The 22,191-nt window shown below is 58.4% G+C and carries 21 protein-coding genes and 1 tRNA gene; 11 read left to right on the forward strand and 11 right to left on the reverse strand.

Annotated elements, in window-relative coordinates; translation table 11 throughout:
• Window positions 1-82: 82 nt before the first annotated feature.
• Window positions 83-1,177 (reverse strand): alpha/beta hydrolase, encoded by a 1,095-nt coding sequence (locus tag HMPREF3158_RS09355; protein ID WP_070498287.1) that lies wholly within the window; start codon window positions 1,175-1,177, stop codon window positions 83-85.
• A gap of 96 nt (window positions 1,178-1,273) precedes the next feature.
• Here HMPREF3158_RS09355 and HMPREF3158_RS09360 point away from each other — a divergent pair, with 96 nt between their 5' ends.
• From HMPREF3158_RS09360 to fepB, 4 genes are read left to right on the forward strand one after another with little or no spacing between them, the layout of a single operon-like run.
• Complete coding sequence (locus HMPREF3158_RS09360; protein WP_070498290.1) at window positions 1,274-2,221, forward strand: FecCD family ABC transporter permease; 948 nt, start codon at window positions 1,274-1,276, stop codon at window positions 2,219-2,221.
• Window position 2,222: 1 nt separating this feature from the next.
• Window positions 2,223-3,269, forward strand: a complete 1,047-nt coding sequence (locus HMPREF3158_RS09365) for a FecCD family ABC transporter permease (RefSeq protein ID WP_062035398.1) — start codon at window positions 2,223-2,225, stop codon at window positions 3,267-3,269.
• Entirely contained in the window at window positions 3,266-4,060 is a 795-nt protein-coding gene (locus tag HMPREF3158_RS09370; protein WP_062035396.1) for an ABC transporter ATP-binding protein, read from the forward strand. The genes HMPREF3158_RS09365 and HMPREF3158_RS09370 overlap by 4 nt, the downstream gene beginning before the upstream one ends.
• A 46-nt stretch (window positions 4,061-4,106) precedes the next feature.
• Window positions 4,107-5,132 carry a Fe2+-enterobactin ABC transporter substrate-binding protein gene (gene fepB, locus HMPREF3158_RS09375; RefSeq protein ID WP_062035394.1) on the forward strand — a complete coding sequence of 342 codons (1,026 nt, stop codon included), beginning with the start codon at window positions 4,107-4,109 and terminating at the stop codon, window positions 5,130-5,132.
• A gap of 70 nt (window positions 5,133-5,202) precedes the next feature.
• Here the strand turns inward: fepB and HMPREF3158_RS09380 are convergent, their stop codons facing one another.
• From HMPREF3158_RS09380 to putP, 3 genes are read right to left on the reverse strand one after another with little or no spacing between them, the layout of a single operon-like run.
• On the reverse strand, window positions 5,203-5,646 hold the full coding sequence (locus tag HMPREF3158_RS09380) for a DUF2269 domain-containing protein (RefSeq protein ID WP_070498293.1): 444 nt from the start codon (window positions 5,644-5,646) through the stop codon (window positions 5,203-5,205).
• Between the two features lie 37 nt (window positions 5,647-5,683).
• Entirely contained in the window at window positions 5,684-6,220 is a 537-nt protein-coding gene (locus HMPREF3158_RS09385; RefSeq protein WP_070498295.1) for an HNH endonuclease family protein, read from the reverse strand.
• A gap of 60 nt (window positions 6,221-6,280) precedes the next feature.
• Window positions 6,281-7,843 (reverse strand): sodium/proline symporter PutP, encoded by a 1,563-nt coding sequence (putP, locus tag HMPREF3158_RS09390; RefSeq protein WP_070498298.1) that lies wholly within the window; start codon window positions 7,841-7,843, stop codon window positions 6,281-6,283.
• 237 nt (window positions 7,844-8,080) lie between these two features.
• Between putP and HMPREF3158_RS09395 the strand changes: the two genes are divergently transcribed.
• The 7 genes from HMPREF3158_RS09395 (at window position 8,081) to HMPREF3158_RS09425 (ending at window position 16,975) form a co-directional block, all read left to right on the forward strand.
• Window positions 8,081-11,122 carry a DEAD/DEAH box helicase gene (locus HMPREF3158_RS09395; RefSeq protein WP_070498300.1) on the forward strand — a complete coding sequence of 1,014 codons (3,042 nt, stop codon included), beginning with the start codon at window positions 8,081-8,083 and terminating at the stop codon, window positions 11,120-11,122.
• Window positions 11,122-11,955: an SWIM zinc finger family protein gene (locus HMPREF3158_RS09400; RefSeq protein ID WP_061925914.1), complete on the forward strand. Its 834-nt coding sequence runs from the start codon at window positions 11,122-11,124 to the stop codon at window positions 11,953-11,955. The genes HMPREF3158_RS09395 and HMPREF3158_RS09400 overlap by 1 nt, the downstream gene beginning before the upstream one ends.
• 54 nt (window positions 11,956-12,009) lie before the next feature.
• Entirely contained in the window at window positions 12,010-13,107 is a 1,098-nt protein-coding gene (locus HMPREF3158_RS09405; protein WP_062041200.1) for a metallophosphoesterase family protein, read from the forward strand.
• A gap of 4 nt (window positions 13,108-13,111) precedes the next feature.
• Window positions 13,112-15,691 (forward strand): AAA family ATPase, encoded by a 2,580-nt coding sequence (locus HMPREF3158_RS09410; RefSeq protein WP_070498303.1) that lies wholly within the window; start codon window positions 13,112-13,114, stop codon window positions 15,689-15,691.
• A gap of 36 nt (window positions 15,692-15,727) precedes the next feature.
• Window positions 15,728-16,246 (forward strand): MarR family winged helix-turn-helix transcriptional regulator, encoded by a 519-nt coding sequence (locus tag HMPREF3158_RS09415; protein ID WP_061925904.1) that lies wholly within the window; start codon window positions 15,728-15,730, stop codon window positions 16,244-16,246.
• Window positions 16,247-16,344: 98 nt separating this feature from the next.
• A complete protein-coding gene (locus HMPREF3158_RS09420; protein ID WP_070432823.1) occupies window positions 16,345-16,632 on the forward strand; it encodes a molecular chaperone GrpE in 288 nt (95 codons plus the stop codon).
• Window positions 16,633-16,774: 142 nt separating this feature from the next.
• Window positions 16,775-16,975 carry a hypothetical protein gene (locus HMPREF3158_RS09425; protein ID WP_070432824.1) on the forward strand — a complete coding sequence of 67 codons (201 nt, stop codon included), beginning with the start codon at window positions 16,775-16,777 and terminating at the stop codon, window positions 16,973-16,975.
• A 91-nt stretch (window positions 16,976-17,066) separates the two neighbouring features.
• On the opposite strand, the gene HMPREF3158_RS09430 is transcribed toward HMPREF3158_RS09425, so the two are convergent.
• The 7 genes from HMPREF3158_RS09430 to HMPREF3158_RS09460 form a co-directional block, all read right to left on the reverse strand.
• On the reverse strand, window positions 17,067-17,492 hold the full coding sequence (locus HMPREF3158_RS09430) for a cupin domain-containing protein (protein WP_070432825.1): 426 nt from the start codon (window positions 17,490-17,492) through the stop codon (window positions 17,067-17,069).
• A 60-nt stretch (window positions 17,493-17,552) separates the two neighbouring features.
• Window positions 17,553-18,407, reverse strand: a complete 855-nt coding sequence (locus tag HMPREF3158_RS09435; protein ID WP_070456199.1) for a hypothetical protein — start codon at window positions 18,405-18,407, stop codon at window positions 17,553-17,555.
• Window positions 18,408-18,410: 3 nt separating this feature from the next.
• Entirely contained in the window at window positions 18,411-18,737 is a 327-nt protein-coding gene (locus HMPREF3158_RS09440; protein WP_061925889.1) for a hypothetical protein, read from the reverse strand.
• Window positions 18,738-18,932: 195 nt separating this feature from the next.
• A tRNA-Arg gene (locus HMPREF3158_RS09445) sits at window positions 18,933-19,006 on the reverse strand.
• 94 nt (window positions 19,007-19,100) lie between these two features.
• The gene (locus HMPREF3158_RS09450) at window positions 19,101-19,736 is read right to left on the reverse strand and encodes a LutC/YkgG family protein (protein ID WP_070456197.1); all 636 of its coding nucleotides are present in this window, start codon (window positions 19,734-19,736) and stop codon (window positions 19,101-19,103) included.
• Window positions 19,733-21,238, reverse strand: a complete 1,506-nt coding sequence (locus HMPREF3158_RS09455) for a lactate utilization protein B (RefSeq protein WP_070498306.1) — start codon at window positions 21,236-21,238, stop codon at window positions 19,733-19,735. The genes HMPREF3158_RS09450 and HMPREF3158_RS09455 overlap by 4 nt, the downstream gene beginning before the upstream one ends.
• Window positions 21,238-22,023, reverse strand: a complete 786-nt coding sequence (locus HMPREF3158_RS09460) for a (Fe-S)-binding protein (protein WP_061925881.1) — start codon at window positions 22,021-22,023, stop codon at window positions 21,238-21,240. The genes HMPREF3158_RS09455 and HMPREF3158_RS09460 overlap by 1 nt, the downstream gene beginning before the upstream one ends.
• Between the last annotated feature and the right edge of the window lie 168 nt (window positions 22,024-22,191).

A 22,191-nucleotide genomic window follows, 5' to 3' on the forward strand; every position in this document is an offset into this window, starting at 1 on the left:
CGTTACCGCCGTCCTTTTTCTTCCGCGGTACCTTAGAGGTGCAGCAAACCAGGGAGAATGGGGGGACGGCGGTTTCGCCGTTTTAGCGCAACTTCAAATGCTGTATGCCCGCGATGATGCCTTCGCGCCATGGGGCATAATCGTGGCCGCCGACGAATTGGCGCGATACCTGGTGAGGTGACTGCAAGCAACGCGCGAACTCTTGATTGACACTGCCCATGGAATCCTTTTTCGTGGGGGTGCTGGAACTCAATGCGGTCTCTAGGGTGCCAATCTCATGGAAGATTCGCCGCGGTGGCCCGGCAAGCGGCTTTTGCCAAGCCGCAAGTTCTTCTGGATCAAACCAAAAGGACGCCGACTGCACGATGGCATTTTCTACCAGGTCCGGACGCCTGCGCACGGTGCGAGCGGCGGCGAGCCCGCCGAAGGAAGCGCCGGCGATGGCGGTGTCCGCAGGTCGCATATTTACCCCGAGACCATGCAGCCAGGGAAGCAACTGATCGGCGAGAAAAGGCTCAAGCACCGCCGCGTTGCACAGCAAGGTGCCGCGGTCTTGCGCATTCGTGGTGCTGAAATATGCGGTGCTGCACTGCGGCGCGAACGGGTAGGAGTTTACGTACCTGTTGCCATCTGTGAGCAACAGAAGCGAAGGGCCGCCGGTGATATCAGCCCAGGCCTCCACACTAAAGCGGTGGCCGTCGGGGGCGGCAATATCGAAAAGCGTGTGGTGTTGGGGCTTGCGAACGGGATAAGGCGCGGCCGGAACTTCACCAGACGCTGGCACGCGCAGGCAAGTAAGGTTTCCCACCCTCTCGGATTCTTGGTCGAGTGCTGTGGCAGTTTCAATGTGTTTAATCCATTGCTCCCGTTCGGTTGAAATTGGCTTGTCTGCAGGAATTAGCCCGGCACTCATTACGAGACCGCGCGGTAGCGCGAAAGCGCCGACGAACCAGTCGCGGTAAGGCCGTAGCCGGAAATGCTCGAGGTCTTCGCGATGGACGTGAGTGATTGTGTCGAAGAAAACGTAAGCGTCGTGAGGCGAAGCGATGAGTACAACCGCTTGGTCATCGGTGTGCGAAAGCACCTGGTAACGCGCATAGACCTTTTCGGGATTAACTTCGTCCCAATCGAAATCAATGCGCTGAGCTGCACTAAGAAGGCTAATTTCGGATAACATAACGAGTTAGTATAGCATCACCTAGATAAATGATGGGTTACTTTAGTTCGGTGGGAGGTTTGCCTCGTGCTCACAGTTCGGCGTATTGCCGTCTTAGTGCTGACCTGCGCAATTCTTGCCTTGTTGTGTTTTGCTTCTTTAGCTATCGGTTCATCCCACATTCCGCTAGCCAACGTGTGGCACTTGCTCCTTCATCCTGATGGCTCCGGTGAAAGCTACAACGTCAATGGGTTGCGTCTGCAGCGGACGGTGGTGGGCGTGCTCGTGGGACTAGCCCTTGCAGTCGCAGGTGCAGTAATGCAGGTGATTACTAGGAACCCGATGGCAGACCCAGGCTTACTGGGCGTCAACTCTGGGGCTTCGCTCGCCATCGTGGTGGGTGCGTGCTTGGGTAGCGCTGATAGTGCCCACATGCAATTTCTCCTCGCTGCGGTGGGCGCGGCCGGCGCTGCGACTTTGGTGTACTTCGTTGGCGGTGCCTCGCCCGTGCGGCTGGTGCTCGCTGGCGCCGCCTTTTCCGCCGCGTCCGGCGGCGTCGTTTCGGCACTATTGTTGTTGCGCGAAGATGCATTTCAAACGTTTCGCTACTGGGACGTGGGCGCGCTAACTCGCAACGACGTCAACCTGTGGTGGTTTGCGGTACCGCTCGCCGCTGGGCTCGTCATCATCTTTGCAACGATCCCGCAGCTTTCAAACATGGCGCTTGGCGACGACGTCGCTGCCGCCTTGGGCACCGATGTGGTGCGAACCCGAGGCCTTGCCTTGGTGGGGCTGACCTTGCTTTGTGCTGCCGCAACTGCGATTGCTGGCCCCATCAGCTTCGTGGGGCTCATGGTCCCACTGTGGGCGGGATGGCTGATGGGCTCACACCTTGCCTGGACCATCTCCTTGTGCTTGGTATTCGGACCGTGCTTGATGCTCACTGCAGACATCCTGGGCCGCGTCATCGCCAGGCCCTCCGAGATCCCAGTGGGTGTCCTTACTGCCTTTGTCGGAGCGCCCTTCTTGTTCTTTATGGCAACTCGAATGAAGACTCGGAGCTGACATGTCACACCTAATACAGCGAGGTGGTCTGCCGAAAGGTCAGTGGCGAGTAGGAACGGGGAAGTACTCGGTCATTGTCCATTTCCGCAGTTGGGGCGTTTGTTTAGCATGTTCCATACTTCTATTGGCATTGAGCCTTGTCGCTTTACGCGTTGGTACCGCTAGTTATGGATTTGCGGACTTGTGGGAAGTTCTTAGCGGAGGCGGGGAAAAGCGCGCTCGCTTGGTGATAGTGGAGTGGCGTCTACCGCGCATCCTTGCGGGCATCGTGGTAGGAGCGCTGTTGGGTATGTCGGGTGTTGTTTTCCAAACGATAACTCGCAACCCCTTGGGCAGCCCGGACATCATCGGGTTTTCCATGGGCGCACAGACGGGAATCTTGGTGAGCGTCCTCGTCTTTGGCGGCAGCATCCTTGGTTCTTCCTTCGCGGCAATGGTGGGCGGAACCCTAGCCGGGGCAGTGATCTTTGCTTTGTCCAGCAAAGGAGGCTTTGGCGGTGTGCGCCTGATTTTGGCCGGCATCGCGCTGTCGGCGATGCTGGGCTCTTTAAATCGCTGGCTCCTGCTCCAGGCCGATAGCGATGCCGCCTATGGCGCGGCTCGTGCTATTACGGGAACGCTTACCGCAGTCGAGTGGAAGGAAGTGACCGTTGCTCTCGCCGCTGGCGGGGTGGTGATGCTCCTCCTGCTGTGTGCGCAGCGCCAGCTGCACCTTTTAGCACTGGGGGAGCAACGCGCTAGCACACTCGGTATGCGCGTTAACACGGAACGCGCTTGGTTGGTTATCTTGGCAACGCTCATGGTCGCCATCGCGACTACAACCGCGGGCCCCATCGCGTTCATTGCGTTACTAGCTCCTCATATTTCGAAACAGCTTACCGGTTGTAACACCCCAGTTGTTCCGGCGGCTGCCGTCGGATCAACGTTGCTCCTAGGCGCCGATGTCATGGGGCAGGTCTGGGCTTCCGAACTACCCGTGGGAGTCATCACTGCTGCAGTAGGCGGGTTTTACTTTTTCGGTCTGTTGCTGCGGAAGGAAACAAGATGAAGACAAAACTAAAGCTGAGCGAAGTGCGCACTACCTATGGCAAGAACGTGATTTCTGAATCGGTGACGCTGGAGATTCCGGCAGCGGAATTTACCGCAATCATTGGTCCAAACGCCTGCGGCAAGTCAACGCTGCTCAGTGCCATCGCCCGATTACACAAGCCTGACGAAGGCTCCATCGTGCTGGATGGGCGGGAAGTCTATGCCACCGCGCCCCGGCAACTCGCGCGAAGGCTTGGGCTGCTGCCGCAGGATGCCAAGGCGCCAGAGAAGATGACCGTGCGTGAACTGGTGGCGCATGGCCGCTCGCCACACCAAAGCCTTTTCCGCCAGTGGTCGAGCGCGGACCGTGAAGCTGTAGATCTGGCCATGGCACAAACTGGTGTTGCCGACTTGGCAGATAGAGAGGTAGATGCTCTTTCAGGCGGCCAGCGCCAACGCGTCTGGCTTGCACTCGTGTTGGCTCAGCAGACTGAGACCATCCTGCTCGATGAGCCGGTGAGCTTTCTCGACCTTGCACATCACATCGACATCTTGGAACTGTGCCAGAAGTTGTGCAATGAAGGCCGAACGGTGGTGGCGGTCTTGCACGATCTCAATCTTGCGCTGCGCTATGCCTCCAATCTGGTGGTCATGAAAGACGGAGCCGTCGTGGGGCAAGGGCCGCCTCGTGAGGTGGTCACTGAGCAGCTGCTCGAACATGTCTACGGTGTGCGCTGCCTTGTCACCCCAGACCCACTCACCCACGAGCCGATGGTCATTCCCAGGCCGCGGTTGAAGCCAAATTCCTGATCTCGAACCCCTAAACAAAGTCCATCCGATTTCTCAAGGAGAAAAATTGAAACGACATCTCAACGCTATTACGGCGCTAACGGTTGTATTAGCTACCAGCGTGGCGCTTGTTAGCTGCAGCAGCCAAGACGCTGGTGAGCAGGAAAGACCTGAGGCTCAGACGCAAGCGACGCAGACGGGGCAGTGGCCCCGCACCGTAGAAACCGATGACGGCAACCTCGAGATTGAGGCACAGCCACAGCGCATCGTCTCGACCTCGACGACACTGACCGGTTCGCTCCTCGCCCTAGACGCGCCCGTCGTGGCCTCGGGCGCGACCAAGCCCAATATCGAGGGATTGTCCGATGATCAGGGCTTTTTCAATCAATACTCGGAGCAGGCCAAAGCTAAAGGAGTTGAAAAGCTGTGGTCGAATTCTTCACCAAACCCAGAAGACGTTCTGCCTTACGAGCCGGATCTAATCATCGTTTCAAAAAATGGCGGCGATTCAGCCTATGACCAGGTGGATCAGCTGCGGAAGATCGCGCCAGTGATGGTGGTGGATTATACGAAGGCCTCGTGGCAAGACGTCACGACCATGCTGGCGAAGGCAACCGGCAAGGAGGACAAGGCCAAACAAATTCTTGCGGACTTCGACCAGAAAGTGGACAAGGTCGCGAAATCCATCAAGGTCCCAGATCATGCGGTGTCGCCGCTAACCGTCTTTGGAGATGGCTCGGGCGCAGCTGCACTGACGCACAAGGCTGCGCAATCGCAGCTCCTGGAAAGACTTGGCTTCACGCTGACGGATATCCCTGAGCAAGTAAAGGGTGATACTTCGATGGGCAAGTCGCGCGGCGACATCGTCCAGCTGTCCTTGGAAAACGTGCAAAAAGGTCTGCCAGGCGAATCTTGGATCGTCGTCGCTGGCGATAAGAAAACCCAAGCGACAATGGAAAAGGAACAAGCCTTCAACACTTCACCGGCATATAAGAATAAGCAGGTCTACTTTTTGCCAGGGGAGACCTTCCGCCTTGATTACTTCTCCGCGCAGCTGATGCTCGATTCCCTGGCCAAGCAGTTTGCTGAATAAGCGCAAGGCCCCAACAGCAAAAATAGGCCGCGATCCCCACGGATCGCGGCCTATTTATGCTGTTGGCTGATTAGACAAACATCAAGATTGCGCAGATCATCCACAGCAGGTTGAAGATGCCGGAGAAAGCGGAAAGCTGCTTCTTCAGACCTTCAGCGTCCATGTCTTGGGCGCCGTCGAGAGCAGCGAGGGCCTTCTTCTGCTTCGGCACGATGAGGAAGAACAGCAGGCACCAAGCGATAACTGCCAGCAGGATCGCGATGTGGAACTGGACTGCGGACTTGTAGGCTTCGAGGTCCGTCAGGAAGACAGCGACGCCCAGAACCGGCACGATGGCGGAGATGTAGCCATAAGTGTTGGTGATCTTGTGCAGGATGCGCGCTGCACCGACTGCTACGTGCTCACCATTGGTGGCGCTAAACATCTGACCAGGGAAGGCAGAAGTTGCCACGCAGACCGGGCCGATGAGCAGCACTGCTGCGAGGACGTGCAGAATTACTAGAAGACTAGTCATGGAGGCCTTTCACTTCAGTTTGGGGTTCGCAAGAAGTTTAGTCAGTGGTGAGCTGGAAATCGAACCGACACTGTCTGCGCATTACCCGTACATCCGCAGCTGGAAGGGGCAAATCATATTTGCGTGCCACGGCCGCAAGCCGGCGGGAGTAGTCGCAGCGGTTGGCAGGCGGTAGCCACTCGGAAGGTAGGGAATCGGACTTGTCCTGGTTGAGATCTTTTGCAGTTGCCACCAAGTTGAGCGGGTCATTGGCAAAGGCTGTCTTGCGCTGCCTATCCCAGCGGAAGGCGCCCATGTCCCACGCCGCTGAAAGGGGGAAGACGTGGTCGACCTCAACGGAGGCTGGGTTGTGTTTACCCGAATAAGGATCGTATAGGCCGAAGGCGGTGGCCTGGGCATCTCGTACATTGTCCTTCGTATCGGGTAGCCAGCCGCCGAAGGCTTCGCGTTCGTAGCCGATGATGCGAACTCGCATATCTGCTTTCGCCACGCCCAAGGGCGGGCCCGGCAGGAAGTGGTTTAGGCCCCACAACGCAGTAACCGCGCACAGCCCGGCAAGAAAATAGTGCTTCATAGACTATTTAGACTTGTGCCGTGCTGTGCGCGGTTCCCGGTGGGGAGATATAAGAGTGGCTTAGTTTTGTACCTTCTCTGCTGCTTCCTCGAAGCCCAAGTTTTTGTTGTTTTCAACAAGCTTGGCCAGCTGGGAAGCTTCCTCGAACTCGGTGACGACCTTGGTATCTGGTGCCTTGGTCACTAGGGAGACCACGACGGTGACCACTAGGGAGATGGCAAAGCCTGGGACCAGCTCGTAGAGGGCATCGGAAAGCGCAGACATGCCCCAGCCGACAGCTACGATGGCACCGGTCACCATGCCGGCAATCGCGCCGGTGGAGTTCAGGCGCTTCCAGTACAGGGACAGCAGCACCAGCGGGCCGAATGCGGAACCAAAGCCGGCCCAAGCGAAGCCGACCAAGCCCAGGATGGAATCGGAAGGATTAATCGCCAGGACTGTCGCGATGATGGCAATGGCAACCACAGCCGTACGCGATAGGTTAATGAGAACGTCCTGGGAGGGCTTTTTCTTTGCCACGATCATGAACAGATCCTCGATCAGAGAGGTGGAAACCACGAGCATCTGTGAGGACATGGTGGACATGATGGCGGCCAGAACCGCAGTAAGAACCAGACCTGCGAACAGCGGGTGGAACATGACCTGGGCCATGTCAAGGAAGATGGTTTCGTAGTTTTCCTGATCGGTAATGGCGTGATCAGTGTTGGTGAAGAATACCGTGCCGGCCAGGGCCACGAAGATGGCGCCAATCAGGGAAAGGAACATCCAGCTGACGCCGTAGAAGCGGCCCGCGCGGGCGTCGGCAGGCTTGCGCAGCGCCATGAAGCGCACAATGATGTGCGGCTGACCAAAATACCCCAAGCCCCAGGCTAGGTTGCCGATGATAACTGCTGCGGAAACACCGGAGAAGAGCGAGAAGTACTCAGGGTTTTCAATGACTCCGCCGGAAGCATAAGGATTCTCCGCCGCGAAGCTGAAGATATCGCCAGGATTATCCAAAGTCATGATTGCCATGATCGGAACGATGATGAGCGAGGCGAACATGAGCAAGCCCTGCACGGTATCGGTGTAGGAGACCGCGAGGAAGCCGCCGACGAAGGTGTAGAACACGGTAACGGCCGCAACGATCAGCATGCCGACCAAGTAATCGCCGCCGAAGGTGGACTCGAAATAGCGGCCGCCGGAGACCATGCCGGAAGAGACATAGAAGGTAAAGAAGAAGATGATGATGGCGGCCGAGAGAATGCGCAGCACGCGGGATTTGTCATGCAGGCGGTTCTCAAAGAAGGACGGAACGGTAATCGAGTTACCGGCAATCTCAGAGTAGGAGCGCAGGCGTGGGGCGACCCATTTCCAGTTGGCCCATGCGCCAACCAGCAGGCCGATGGCCATCCATAGCTCCGACATGCCCGTTAAGAACAATGCGCCAGGCAGGCCCATGAGCAGCCAGCCGGACATGTCCGAGGCGCCGGCGGACAGTGCCGCGACGAAGGGGTGGAGTCCACGCCCGCCCAGGACGTAATCGTCGTACTGGTCTGTTTGTTTATAGCTCCAGAAACCGATGGCGGCCATCGCGAGCAGATAGAGAATCATCGCCACGACGTACCAAGTGGAATCTTGCACGGATTTCTCCTCGTTGTTTGAGAGTGGGACCCTCCCACGCTAACGTGACGCGCATTACAACCCAACGAGATTCTGTCCCGTTACCAAAAATATGTGACTCCATACACAGGTAAATCTCATGGTCTATCAGTGGAAACGTAAGAATGTAACGAGATTATAACGATTGCTCTTTCCTGCTATATTCGCTCTTAAAGCTCTCGCCCTGCCCCCAAAAGGTGCGCTGCTAGACTGGCAGCTATGGCTTCTTACCTCCTCCACGGCCTTTGGCTCCCAGTCTCAGGGCTTAGCCTATGGATTGAGCAGGTGGAAGGGCACAAGATCATCATGCCTTCGGCAGTGCCAGAGGGGACTTTCCCCGAGGTGGTGGAGACAATTCTTGCCAAGAAGTCCTTCCGCAACCGCGCCCGAGTCTCTTTGCGCACGCCAAAGGGCAAGGACGTCTCCCTCATGGTCCCCATGGCCATGTTTGCTCCCGAGGAAGCCGTGGCCACCCTGGCCAAGATGGAGTTTTTAGACTCACTAAGCCAAGCGGCAACACCGGAACAAAAAGCCACCATCGCCCCAGATCTTCTGTGGCTGATTCGCGCCTACCGGGGACTTAGCAAGTTCGTGCGCGCCGGGCGCGTGACCATCCGCCTTTCCTATCAGGGCGGCGAGTGGTTCCCCATGTGGCAGCTGACCTCGGGCTTGGGCGAGCGCGGATGGCTCGCCGAGATGCTGGCTGCCGCGCCGGGCATTTTGACCATCAATAACCGCGCGCTTTCTGATGACATGGCAGACGAGCTGACCCACTGGATCGCATTTACACAGTTGCGCTCGCTTGCCGACGCCCCCCGTCCCGCACCGTGGCACGACTTCGCGCAGGCCATGCTCACGACCGCGCCGGTGAAAAAGGGGCGCGCGCAGCTGCTGCGTGCTCTAAACGAGTGGAAAGACTCGATTACCTCTGTCGACCTGCAGCTGGTGTTCATTGTGGAAGAGCCCGGCCACGATGAAGATCCAGAATCCAGCGTCTGGCCCATCCGCGTGCAGGTCCGTTCCGGCACCGACGCCCCGCGCCCCATCATCGAGGAGCAGCTGGACAGAGGCAGCGTGGTCAAGCTGCGCGACTCGCAGCGCAAGGCACTTAGCCTGGCGCCGCGCCTGCGCGAGTCTTCGGCCGTTCCGGACTATGACGCCGGCGATTGGGATGTATTCTTGGGCACCGATCAGCTGGTGGAGTTCGTTTCCAAGGACGTCGCCCAGCTCAAGGCAGCCGGCTTTACCGTGCTGCTGCCTAAGGCATGGGCGCACATGGAAACCAAAGCCAAACTGGAAACCCGCGAGGTGCGTGACCCTGCCGAAGGATCCACCAAGGCCCACCTCGGCATGGACAAGCTGGTGGAATATGATTGGCATCTTTCCGTAGGCGATATTGAGCTCACCGAGGAAGAGATGCGCCAGCTGGTGGCGTCCAAGTCCGGCCTGATTCGCCTCCGCGGCGAGTGGGTGACCGCCGATACCCAGGCGTTGTCCAAGATTTCCGAGTACATGGACAAGCTGGCGGAAACCGCCAAGAAGCGTAAGAAGAAGGAACTCGAGCGGCTTAGCGCCGCCGCCGAGCGCGCTCGGAAGCTAGAACAGCCGGGCTGGCAGGAACTTGTCGCGGACGTCGAAAAGCGCTTGCAAGAATTCAACGAGGGCGAAACCTCCCAGGTCTCCGTGGCGGAGCTGCGCGAGTTGGCCCTGCAATCCATGGCCGAGGAGCCAGTGGAATTTACCGGCTCGACGTGGCATACCTCTCTGCTCGGCGGCATGGATTCTCCCGCGCCCGCGCGCATCGAGTTGCCCGATACCGTCCAGGCGGAGCTGCGCGAGTATCAGCGCCGCGGCGTGGATTGGCTCTACTGGATGTCCCGCAACAACATTGGAGCAGTGCTCGCCGACGACATGGGCTTGGGCAAAACCCTCCAGCTGCTTACGCTGCTTGCCATCGAGCGCCAAGAAAACCCGGAGCTCAAGCCAACCATTGTCGTGGCGCCTACTTCCGTAGTGGGCAACTGGGCGCGCGAGGCCGCGAAGTTCGTGCCGAGCCTCAAAGTCCTGGTGCAGCACGGCTCGGATCGCCTCAAGGATGAAGCACTCATCAAAGCCGCGGAGAAGGCAGACCTCGTCATCACCTCCTACGGAACAGTCGGCCGTGACTTCCTTACCTTGGGCAAGGTGGAATGGGACCGCGTGGTGCTCGATGAGGCACAGGCGATTAAGAATGCCGCGACGCGTTCCTCGAAGGCGGTGCGCTCGCTGCCTTCGCGCCACCGTATCGCGTTGACCGGCACGCCGGTGGAAAACCGTTTGTCGGAGATGCGCTCCATCCTGGATTTCTGCAATCCCGGCGTTCTGGGCAGCGCGTCCTTCTTCCGTAATCATTTTGCCAAGGCCATCGAGCGTGAAAACGACGAGACCATGGCCGAGCGCCTGCGCCAGCTGACAGCGCCGTTTATCCTGCGCCGTCTCAAGACGGATCCGAACATCATCGATGACCTGCCAGAGAAATCGGAGCAGATCATCACCGTGGCGATGACGGCCGAGCAGGCGGCGTTGTACAAGGCGCTTGTTGACGACGTGCAAAAGGCCTTGGAGGTACGTGAGGGCATGTCGCGCCGCGGCCTGGTGTTGGCCTCGCTGACTCGCATCAAGCAGATCTGCAACCATCCGGCACACTATCTGGGCGATGGCTCCGCCATCACCATTAAGGGAAAGCACCGCTCGGGCAAGGTCGAAGAGCTGATGCGGATTGTGGACCAAGCTGTAGAAAGCGAAGAACGCATCCTCATCTTTACCCAGTACAAGGCCTTCGGCGACCTTTTGCAGCCTTATCTCACCCAGCAGCTGGGCAGGGACATCCCGTTCCTGCACGGTGGGGTGACAAAGAACCGTCGTGACCGAATGGTGGAGGAATTCCAGGCGCCGGACGGGCCGCCGGCGATGATCCTCTCGCTCAAGGCAGGCGGCACGGGCCTGAACCTGACCGCGGCGTCGATTGTCGTGCACATGGATCGCTGGTGGAATCCCGCCGTGGAAAACCAGGCGACCGACCGTGCCTTCCGCATTGGTCAGCAACGCAACGTGCAGGTCTACAAGATGATTACTGCGGGCACGCTCGAGGAATCCATCCAGGACATTTTGGACGGCAAGACGCACCTGGCCGGCGCCGTGGTAGGCGAGGGCGAAGGCTGGCTAACCGAGCTGGATCCGGAGCAATTGGCACAGCTGATGAGCTACAGGGAGGCTGACTAATGGCGCAGCATACTAAGTCTGAGGAACACGACAACGTCATCTATGCCAACTTCGGCGCGCGCAAACGCGTGAGCACGCCGGAGGAGGCCGGCCGCGTCTCTCGCGTGCGCAGCATGGCTCCTGCGGCAACGCGCATCGTCTCCTTCGTGAACAAGGAGGCCGATTCCGGGCGCATTACCCGTGGACGCCAGTACGCCAACGGCGGTCATGTGGTGGGCCTGGACGTGCGCAACGGCGCAGTACACGGCAAGGTTGCCGGTTCCCAGAACGAGCCTTTCACCGTGTTGTTGCAGGTGCCGTATCGCACCAACGATGACGTGGCGGAGCTGAGCCAAATGTTTGCCCGCACGCCGAACTCGATCGCGAACGCACGCGACGGCCTGCTCAGTGAGGAAGCGCTCGACATTCTCATTGCGCAAGACCCAGCCGATATGCGGTTTTCATGCACCTGCCCGGACCCCGAGTACGTGTGCAAGCACGTGGTTGCCGTGGCCGACCGGCTGGCGGCGCGCATGGATGCCGATCCCTCGGTAATCTTTGCCCTGCGTGGCTTGGACTTTGCGCGCCTCGAGCAGGCTGTGATGGAGCAGGCGAAAAATGTCTCCCAGGACAGTTTTTCCGGTAGCAGCCTCAGCCCCGAAGAGCGCAACGAGCTGTTTTGGGAAGGCCGGCAGTTGCCCGATATGCCGCGCCCGAAAGTGGCACCGGCAGTCGATGACTCTGACCCAGATCTGCTGCGTAAGGCCATGCGCGCCGTCAGCCATACGAACATAGATTTGCTTCGCGCGGTCTCTGATGTCGAGGACCTTTACTATCATCTGACTCACCAATAGGCATAAGGGCTTAGCGCCTGCTGCCGGAGACTTTAAAAGGGGAGAGTTTCATCCATGGTGACCTTCATCCATACCTCGGACTTTCAGTTGGGCATGACCCGCTGGTTCCTCGAGGGCGAGGCCCAGGTGCGCTTCAACGATGACCGTGAGGCGGCCGTTGTCAGGCTCGGCGAATTAGCCGCGGAAACCGGCGCGGAATTCATCGTGGTGGCAGGTGACGTATTTGAGCATAATTCGCTCAGCAAGGCCACCTTGGGGCGTGCCAAGGAGGCCTTTCGCAATCTGCCGGTGCCTGTTTATCTGTTGCCCGGCAACCACGATCCGCTGGTGGCGGATTCCATCCTGCGCAAGCCTTTTGCGGACAACGTCCACGTCATCGCGGATTCCACCCCGATTGAGGTGCGCGAAGGAGTGGAGATCGTCGGCGCCCCGTATCTCTCCAAGCGCGCAAACTATGACCTCGTGCAGGCAGCGCTCGCCCCGCTCGAGCCTTACGACGGAGTGCGCATCGCCGTGGGCCACGGGCAGGTGGAAGCACGCGAGTCTGAGGCTGACGTTATTGACTTAAAGTTTGTTGAAAACCAGATTTCTGAGGGCGTCATCGATTACCTAGCTCTGGGAGATACCCACTCCACGCAGGCCTTGGGGCAGTCGGGGCGCGTCTGGTTCTCCGGCAGCCCGGAGACCACCGCTTTTGATGACCGCGAGCGCGATTCCGGCAATGCACTGGTCGTGGTAATCGACAATGGGCAGGTTGAGGTCACCCCGCACCACATCGGCCGCTGGGCTTTTCGCGCGGTGGCGGCAGACGTCAACTCCGACGAGGATGTCGAGCGCTTCCTCACTGTTCTCGATGACATGCCGAACAAGTCCCGTACCGCAGTGAAGTATGGCTTGCGCGGCACGGTGGGGTTGGGCGCCCAAGCGCGTTTGGAGCAAGGCTTGGCCGAGCTCGAGCCGGTCTTCGCCTCGCTGCGCCCGCGTGAGCGAACCATGGACTTGCACCTTGCTCCCGATGAGGAGGAACTTGCCAGTCTTGAGCTTTCCGGCTTCGCCGCTGATGCCTTGGCGGAGTTGGTGGAAAACCTGGAGGACCCTGTAGCCCGCGACGCAGCCAACCTGTTGTTCCGTCTCAGCGTGAAGGAGGCTTAAAGCCATGATGCGTCTACACAGCTTGGAAATCTGGAACGTCCGCGGCGTCGAGCATCTGCGTATCGAACAGCTGCCGGAGACCGGCGTCGTGGTCATCCACGGTGAGAACGAGGCCGGCAAGTCCACCATCGTGGAAGCCATCGATACCGTGCTGACGGAAAAGCACACGGGTGCCGCTAAGAAGATTAAGGCGCTCAAACCGGTGGACCGAGATGCGGGCCCTGAGGTAGAGCTTGAGGTCACCGTGGGGCCGTATCACTTCCGCATCCACAAGCGCTGGCTCAAGAAAAAGATGTCTGAACTGCGCGTTCTAGCACCGCGTGCGGCGCAGTTTACTGGCGGCGAGGCCGATGACGAGCTGGATCGCATCTTGAACGAGCATCTTGACCGCCAGCTCCTTGACGCTCTGTTCCTCCGCCAGGATGACCTAGGCTCCGGCGTGGCTGCCGTGGGTATTCCTTCGGTGACGAATGCCTTGGAAGAAGCTAGCGGTATGGATACCGCGGCCGCGGAAGACTCTGAGCTGGTCAATCGCGTGCAGAAGGAATACGAAAAATACTTCACCGCGCGCACCGGGCAGCCGGCTAAAGAACTAAAGGATGCCCAAGAGCGCTACAACGCGGCAGAACTTGCGCACAATGAGGCCACGGAAGCATTGCGCCAGCTTGACGATGTCGTGGTCAAACATGAGGCTGCACAACTTGCCAAGCGCGACGCCGAGGAAGCATTGCCGGCAGCGCAGGCAGAGCTAGCCGAGCGCGAAAAGGACGTTGTTGAGGCCCGCGCCGCCCTCGAAAAGATCGAAGCCCAGCGCGAAGTGGTTGACCGCGCTGCGGCAGATTTGGAGGCCAAGAAAGAAGCACTTGAACGCCGCCGCAGCGCGGTGGAGGAGGTTTCCAGGGCCGCTGCGAATCTCACGGCTTTAGCCACCAAGGTCGAAGAACTTAGCGCGAGCGTCGAAGATGAGAAAGAAGCCCGCAGCGCGCTCGAGGAAAAGCTCGAGCGCGCAAATCAAACCTATGAGAAGGCACGCGCCAACCTCCAATACGCGCGAAAGGCGCACAAGAAGAAGGAGCGGGAGGCCCTTGGCGAGCGCCTTGAACACCTAGGCAAGCTCGACAAAGAACTAGCTGACCGCCGCGCCGAGGTAGCTCAAGCACCAGAGGTTGCAAACCTCAAAGACATCGAGCAAGCCGCTAACGAAGTCCAGGTCCAAGAACGCGTTTTTGCCGCAGCCGCTGCCAAGCTGGTCATCAGCGGTGAAGGCGAGTTCGAGGTCGACGGCGAAGTCCAACAAACCGACGACAACACACAAACCATCCAGCTACGCGATGGCATGAAGTTTGCATTCGGCAAGATTCAGGCAACTTATCAAGCAGCAGCCGGTGATACCTCGGCCGACACCGTGGCACAGGCGCGCACGCGCCTTGCGCAACTGCTTGAAGACGCTGGCTGCGAAGACCTCGCTGCAGCACAGAAGCTGCGCGAGGAATTCTTGGAAAAGCAGCGCGCCGTCGTACAAGCTCAGCGCGAATTCAAGGCGGCCTTGGGCACCGACGACCTTGGCGAGCTCGAAGCAAAATATGCCGCACAGTCAGCGGACTTTGAAGAGCCTCGCGAGCACGAGGGCACGGACGTATCTGAGGAAGCACTCGACTTGTCCAGTGCCGAGGCTGCTGAGGAGGCCGCGCGCAGCGAAGTCACCATGGCGGAAAAGGAGCTGGCCCCGTACCGAGATAGTCAGGCAGCCACGCAGCTGGCTGCGGCGACGGCGCGGCATGAATCCGCTGCCAACCAGTATGCTGCAGCTGAGGAAGCTTTGCGTAACGCCCGCGATGCAGCAACGGATGCAGACGTTGAAGAGGCTCTCCATGCGGCGAAGGTGCAGCTGGAGCAGCAGCGCGAACGCCTGCGAGAACTAAGCGCCATCGACGTCGATACGGTCTTTGCTCTGCACAAGGGCGCGGAGGAACAGGTACGTAGCCTGAACAACGCAATTTTGAGTGCCGACGGCGACATGCGCGAATATGTCGGCCGAATCGAGATGCACTCTGGTGTGGCCGAACGCCTGGCTGCAGCCAGCGCCGAGCTAGAAATCTCACGGGAGGTACTCGCGGCCGTCGAAAAGCGTGCAAATGCTGCCCGCTATCTGCGGGAGCTGTTGCTTAAGCATCGCGATGCTGCGCGCCAGCGCTACGCCGCGCCTTTCGTGACAAAGCTTAATGCTCTCGCGCGCACCGTCTTCGGCGGTGACGTCGACTTCGAGCTCTCCGAGGAGCTCGTTGTCACCGCGCGTAGCCGCAACGGCCAAACCATTGATATGGGTTCGCTTTCCGGCGGCGCGAAGGAGCAGCTGGCCATCCTTACACGGTTTGCTATCGCCGGGCTCGTTCAAGAGTCCGGTGTGCCCGTCATCGTGGACGATGCGCTGGGCTCTACCGACTCGACACGCCTGAACCTGATGTCGACGCTCTTCGCCCAGGTAGGCAAGCATTCGCAGGTGCTCGTGCTTACATGTATGCCGCAGCGATACGCGCGTGTACCGGAGCGCACGGAGCTTGCCATGGACGCGCTGAAGGTTTAGTTTTTCTCAGTAAAGCCAGTGTGTACTGTTATTTGCATGACTACGGGAACCCGCTGGCTTAACGAGGAGGAACAGGAGCTTTGGCGCCTGCTTCTTGGATCCATCCGCAAGATCAATCGCGGCATGGAAGAAACTCTCATGTCCGGTGGGGAAGTCTCTGCTTCTGAGTTCGCCGTCCTAGTGACGTTGTCCGAGCAAAAAGACCATCAGATGCGCCTGCGCGAGCTGTGTGCCGAGCTGGATTGGGACCGTTCCCGCACATCCCACCAAGTAACGCGCATGGAAAAGCGCGGGCTCGTCACCAAGTGCAAGAGCGTCGGCGATGCCCGCGGCGTGGTGGTAAAGATAACGGATGACGGTTTTACCCGCCTCGAGCGCGCCGTGCCTGAGCACGTCGAGTCCGTGCGCCGTCTTGTCTTTGATCACCTAAGCGAGGAAGATGTTCCCTCGTTGGTTAACTTCTTCAAAGGGGTGCTAGCAGTAAAGAACGTCCCTGGCTACGAGGGATTCGTACCCGACGAACTTCTGCACGGTCAAGCAGAGCCTCAGGTTTAGGCTTGCAAGGTTGCCGGCCAAAACACGACCAAAGCTGACCTATCATGTGGCTTAGCGCCACAGTCAAACTCATATGTAGCCCAAAAGGAGACACCACCATGATGGGACAAGAGCTCTTCGAGCACCCTAAGCGCCAGTACCCGCACTACAACATCACTGTTCTCGATGACCTGGGCGACCCAGAAGCTCACCTTGAGGGAATTGCTACGGAAGAACAGGCGGCTGCCATGGACGCCGCTTTGGAGAAGTTTCCAGACGCTGCAATTACCTTTGACGAGGAAAGCGGCCACTGGATTGTTGGTGAAGAAGCCGATATCAACCGCATGTTCGCCGATAGAGACGCTTTTGTCGACGCCCTCGAAAACAACGAGGACCCTGGTATTTAAAACAGGCCGCAATGGTGTCAATCAAACGGTGGATAACTACAAATTCATAACGATCTACTGCTAAAGTTAGTGCCAGTGATTACTCTTGCTAGGCGAGGTGTGCCTAGGGAGTACAAGGCGCAGTGAAAGGAAACAACGGATTATGAACGAATACGAGGCACAGGAACAGCGCGAAGCAGCTGCACGTGACAAGGCTGACGGCTGGGTATCTGTGTTCGTCCAGTGGATCCCGAACATGCTCCTGGTTTTCGTTCTCGTTACCGCTATGTTCCTCGGCATGTTCTACATCGAGCACGGCTCCCTGGACATCACCCAGGAGATCGTAAACCCGTTCATCAAGTAGTACTTGGAGAACTCAAAGCTCAATAGCTAAATATTAAAATGGCGGCCCATCTTCTGGACCGCCATTTTGTCGTTTTAAAAGCCTGCCGCAATTAGTGCTGCTCGTTCGGATCGTTGTCCGCGTCTTCCTTGGTCTCGTGAATGGTGCCCTTAACGTGATCCGGTGCGGTGTAGATGGAGTAGAGCTTTGCCGGCTCGGAGCCCTCGTTGACGAAGTTGTGCCACTTGCCAGCTGGTACGAAGATGGCAAAGTCGTCTTCGACTACCTGGTCGATGTCTAGGTTGTCCTTGTCTTCACCAATCATGATGCGGCCCTGGCCGGACTCGAGGCGCAGGAACTGGTCATGGTCATCGTGGACCTCCGCGCCGATTTCGCCGCCGGCAGGAATAGACATGACGGTCATCTGCAGGTATTGGCCGGTCCACAGGGTGTCACGGAAAGCATCGTTAGCCAGGGTGGTCTCTTCGATGTTGAGAACATAAGGGGTCGGGCCATGGTCGGTGCGCAGATCTGACATGTCAGGTACCTCCTTGTAGGGATTATGGGTCTTTAACACCAGCTTATGCGCGCCCGCGTATTAATGCTGAGGATTTTCTTTTCTCGTATCTTCGCCGCCGTCCTGCCATTGCCTCTTATGCTGTTCGGACTTTTTGTGGTTGCGGATGGATATCACGCCGATGACGATACCGATGACGATGGGCACCCACACTTTCGAGTTGTCGAGCAAGAAAACCATCCACTCGGGCAGCGCCGGGAGGTCAGGGAAATCGATGTTCGGCCAGTTGATGCCTGGCCAATCGATACTGATGGTTGGCAGATGGATTTGGGGAAGCTCGGGGAGATCTGGCAGATCCGGCCAGTTGATGTCGGGGATAGGCAGCAAGTCCAACAGCTTGCGCAGGATTGGGCCGAGCACGATAACGGCCAACGCCCAACCGCCTTTACCAAGGCCCGCGAGGAGGGGATAGGCCACGCGTTTAACGGGGCTTTGCTCCATTGCTTCGCGACGCCGCGCACCCCGGCTGCCAGCTGGTGGCTCGAATTCGACCACCTCTGAGCCGTTGTGATATGTCACCTCGAGCAACTCGTCGAGAGCATTCGCGTGCAGCTTGAGGTGCGGCTTCGTGCGGTTGACAAGCTCTAAGCTGCGTAGCTCGTCGGTATCGATTTGTTTTAGTGCCACTCGCGCCGAAGACAACGAGGTGTACCTTCCAAGGACTTCGCCATCGCGGCAAACTTGCACGCGAATAGGTGGATTATCAATGAATGCCCGGATTCTATCTTTAAGCGGCATGTTGGCGTCTAGGGCGGTGTATTCTTGCTCGCTCGGTTCTTGCGGCCAGTTTTCATAAGCTGCAGCAAACTCCACATCGGGGCCGACCATGACCTCGAGCCTTCCCGCCTCAGGATGGTTCAGAATCCACGTTTCCATGACCTAGGCCTTCCTTCCGGTTAACCAGCTGCCCAACCACGCAAGCAGGACGACCTCAACTGCGTAAATCCACGTACCGGTGTTGTAGTAGACCTTGGTAGAAAGCCAAAACATAAAGGCCGCAATGAGCGGAAAGGACAGCGTATAGCGGAAGAGCCGGCCATCCAGCATGCCCAATGCCAACGCCATCACTGGCAGTAGCACCAGCATGGTCACAGTCGCTGTATTCCCACTAAGAGCCGCGCCCACAATCCCCGGCACCACGAAGAACGCTAACGCGACCGCGAGAAACGAGAGGTAGGCCCGCGTGGGGCGAGATGTTGATTCCATGGCCCTGACCTTACAGCCCGCGGGATCATTCTTAGGAATGATTCTTTGACTTCGAGTGGTAGGGGGGAATTCCTAATATCGAGCGACGGCGATGCGCTAGAGATTTCTGGAAGCTGCAAGAAATGGAAAATGTGGATACGAAGCTGAAACCCTCGCCTGCCGGGTTGAACGCCGAGCAAGCGAAGGGAGAAATTGTGCCCCCGACAGGGATCGAACCTGCGACCTTCGGTACCGGAAACCGATGCTCTAATCCGCTGAGCTACGGAGGCAAATGATAGGTGGCATGCGCCAGATATCAACGGTGTGATTCTAGCGCATGCCAGTAGTTAGAAGCTAATGCGGGGTGAGTTCCGCATACGAGCCTTACTTCACGATGATGACTATGAGATCGCGTGGACCGTGCACGCCCTCGACGCGGGAGAGCTCAATATCGGAAGTAGCAGACGGGCCGGAAATCCAGGTTGCTGGGAAGTCCGGATTGATGCGCGAGACCATCTCCGGCACGCCGTAGACCACCTGCTCCTTGCGTACGATGCATACATGGCGGTCTGGGACCAGCGTGAGAGCGCGGCGGCCGCACAGCGGGCCCGCCTCCAACACGATGGTGCCGGTCTGTGCGGAAGTTACGTGGGACTCGGTGAGCACGGCGTCGACAGTATCCAGCTCGCGCGGGTCAGACGTGGGATCGTCGGCGGTTAATGTGACGTCGGAGGTGATGGCGTCGATAAGCGCGGTGTCCATGCCCTGTGCATAGGTCACCGTAGAACAATCCTTGTCCGTGAAGACCTGCGAGATGGTCTTGGCCAGGGACGCCTCATCCGTGACGTGGACCTCCGCCTTGTAATCCTCAAGGCGGTCAACCAGCATGTCACGCAGCTCATCCGCGTTTAGCGTGCCCTGCGTTTCGTACTCGCGCGGGATGTCGACGTGTTCAGACAGGCCTGCCTGCTTCTGCGCGGTGCGAATGCGCTTCAGGATCTCTTCTTTGGGGGTACTCACTTGATGCCCTCCTTCTTGGCTTGGGCGAGCAATTCTTTAGCTTCATCGGAGTCAAACCACTGACGGAAAGACTTCTTCGGGGGGACTGCAGTATCGCGGGCGTCGGACCAGCCGGAGAGGAACAAAGGCAAGTTATCGATGACGCCGTTGAAGCCGCCCAATACGCGGCCGAGGGCAACCATGTGGGTGATCTGGTTCCAGACCTTTGGGTGGCCCCACACGAGCTGAACCGCGCTAAACAGCTTGGATTCCACCGGCGGGGTAGCGTGGGTGACCTTTTGGTGGCGGTTCTCCAGGATGACCTCAGAAAGCGGAATCTTCACCGGGCAAACCTCGTCGCAGCGTCCACACAGGGAGCATGCATAAGGCAGGCTGGCGGAAGGATCGTGGTGGTCCTTGATACCGGTTAGCTGCGGGGTAATGGAGATGCCGATGGGGCCTGGGTAGACCGAGCCGTAGGCGTGGCCGCCGGCGCGTTCGTAGACTGGGCATACGTTCAGGCAAGCGGAGCAGCGGATGCACTTGAGCGCCTGGTGGCCGATTGGACTGGATAGTGCCGCGGTACGGCCGTTATCCAGCAGGACGAGGTGGAAGTTCTTCGGGCCATCGTTTTCAGTTATGCCCGCCCACATCGAGGTATACGGGTTCATACGCTCTGCCGTGGAAGAACGCGGCAAAAGCTGCAGGAAGACCTCAAGGTCTTGGAATGTTGGCACGAGCTTTTCGATGCCCATCACGGTAATCAGGGTCTCCGGCAGGGTAAGGCACATGCGGCCGTTGCCCTCAGACTCCACGATATTGATGGTGCCGGTTTCTGCGACACCAAAGTTAGCGCCGGAGATGGCGACCTTGGCCTTCATGAACTGCTCGCGCAGGAAGATACGAGAAGCCTCCGCGAGTTCGGCTGGCTCAGCCTTTAGGGATTCATCCGTGTGCGGCATTTTGTTGACGAAGATGTCACGGATTTCGGCACGGTTGCGGTGGATGGCTGGAACCAGGATGTGGGAGGGATTATCCTCGCCCAGCTGAACGATGAGCTCAGCCAGGTCGGTTTCGCGGGCATTGATCCCTACAGACTCGAGGTGCTCGTTCAGGCCGATTTCCTGGGTTGCCATGGACTTGACCTTGACGACGTCGGTCTCACCGGTCTCGCGGATAAGCCCCTCGATGATCTCGTTGGCTTCCTTGGCGTCGCGGGCCCAGTGAACAATTCCGCCGCGCTTGGTTACCTCTTCCTCAAACTGGAGGAGGAGCTCTGGCATCCGGGCTGCCACGTCCTCTTTGAGGGCGGAGCCAGCGTCACGCAGTTGCTGCCAATCCGGTAGCTCTTCGACGGCGTTGGCGCGCTTATTGCGAATCGTGGTGGTGGCGTGGTACAGGTTGTGGCGCTGCGTAGCGTTGTTCAGTCCGACGTGTGCCAGCGGCACGAATGCCTTGCTGCCGCGCAGGTTGCCGTAGCCTTCGGGCGCCCGCGGTGGGGTGGTATCGAGGAAGGAAGTCATTAGAGCATTTTCTCCTTGGAATATGCGGCCGTATCAGGGGTCCATGGGTGCTCCTTGGTGGAAGCCAGGATTTCGGCCATGTGGATAACGCGCACGCCACTGCGCTGGCGGGAGAGGGCGCCGCCGATGTTCATCAGGCAGGAAGAGTCACCGCCGGTCAAGTACTCAGCCTCGGTGTCCTTTACGTGGCGGGTCTTGTCCGAGACCATGGCCTGGGAGACCTCAGGATTCTTAATAGAGAAGGTACCGCCGAAGCCACAGCACTCTTCCACGTTTTCTAGCGGCACGAGGTCGATGCCTTCGACCTTGCTCAGCAGCTGGTACGGGCGGTCACCCAACTTCAAAAAGCGCAGGCCATGGCAGGAAGCGTGGTAGGTGACCTTATGTGGGAAGAAGGCACCTAAGTCGGTGCGCTGCTCGATGTCGACCAAGAACTCCGGGAGGTCCAAGGTCTTCTGGGAAGCAATCTTGGCTCCGTCGACGTCGGCGGAGGTACCGAAGCGGTCAGCAATCTTGACGTGCTGTTCGCGGACTGCGCCGACGCAGGAGCCAGAAGCGGAGACTACGTAGTCAATGGAAGGATCCGCGAAGGCGTCCGCATAGCTGCGGATCATCCCTAGGGTTTCCTTCTGATAACCGGTATTGATATGCATCTGTCCGCAGCAGGTCTGCTCTTCCGGGAAGACCACTTCATGGCCCAAGCGGGAGAGGATTAGTGCGGTTGCTTTGTGTGCGTCCGGGAAGAGGGCGTCACCAATGCACGTGGAAAATAGTGCAATTCGCATACTTTGCGCTCCTTTTACTGCCCAAGTTTGCCTCCGATGAGCTGGATGCAGGAGGCTCAGGCAAACGTTTTTCGTTGTGGAATAAATACTACCGATAACTCCGCAGATATTCTGTCGAAAAAGGCCTGTTTAACTGGGGTTATTTCACAACACTAGTGTTGCGAAATT

The organism is Corynebacterium sp. HMSC06G04 (assembly GCF_001807365.1).
Taxonomy (GTDB): Bacteria; Actinomycetota; Actinomycetes; order Mycobacteriales; family Mycobacteriaceae; genus Corynebacterium; species Corynebacterium simulans.